General features: G+C 65.6%; 1 protein-coding gene and 1 pseudogene. Both read right to left on the bottom strand.

Annotated elements, in window-relative coordinates; translation table 11 throughout:
* Positions 1-90: 90 nt before the first annotated feature.
* Complete coding sequence (locus ACO6VM_RS02495; protein WP_422402714.1) at positions 91-336, bottom strand: DUF2934 domain-containing protein; 246 nt, start codon at positions 334-336, stop codon at positions 91-93.
* Positions 337-353: 17 nt separating this feature from the next.
* Positions 354-623: pseudogene (locus ACO6VM_RS02490) on the bottom strand (hypothetical protein); the annotation flags it as partial.
* Between the last annotated feature and the right edge of the window lie 68 nt (positions 624-691).

Raw genomic sequence — 691 nt, 5'->3', positions numbered from 1 at the left:
ATGAGCAAAACACACCCCCCCCAAAACACGGGGCTGGTTGGGGGAGCCCTCCCCCCCCCCGCGATGAGGCCGGTACGGCTTACCTGGGGTTCAGCCCGCCGCCGGCTTTTTCGCTGCCTTTGGCTTCTTCGCCGCCACAGGCTTTTCTGCAGCCACCGCCGCTTTCGGCTTGGCCGCCGCCTTCTTGCGCGGTGCGGCCTTGGGTGCTAACGCTTCAGCCTCGGCCAGCTTGCGGGCCATCTCCCAGTGGCGGATTTCCTGGCCCGCCGGCTTGCCCTCCGATTCCCAGATTTGATAGGCGAATTCGCGAACACGTTTCTCTTCGACACTCATCACGACGCTCCTGGATGCAGTTAGGCATGATCAATCAACACGTTGACCGGAAACTCCGCCAGTACGGTGCTCAACTTCAGCTCCTTTGAAGGGCTGACAGCACCGCCAGCGAAAAGTCCCGAGCAGTTGGCAGGCGACAAGGCAAACGGCAGGATCAGCCGCGTATCGTCCCAGTTCTGTGCCGGGATCAATGGGGTTGTGGCGTTGCCCAGCAAGCTGCTGGCAAGCCGTGGTGCGACAACGATGGCGCGCTGCTCCTCGCCCAGTCGGGCGAAGGCCAGCACCTTGTCGGGGGGGGGGGGGGGGGGGGGGGGGGGGGGAGGGGGGGGGGTGCGTAGTGGAGAGCGGGGGGGGGGGG

This window comes from Pseudomonas sp. GZD-209, assembly GCF_049310485.1.
Taxonomy (GTDB): domain Bacteria; phylum Pseudomonadota; class Gammaproteobacteria; order Pseudomonadales; family Pseudomonadaceae; genus Aquipseudomonas; species Aquipseudomonas sichuanensis.
Note: the sequence above shows the minus strand (reverse complement) of the source record. Positions and strands in the feature narration are given on the sequence as shown.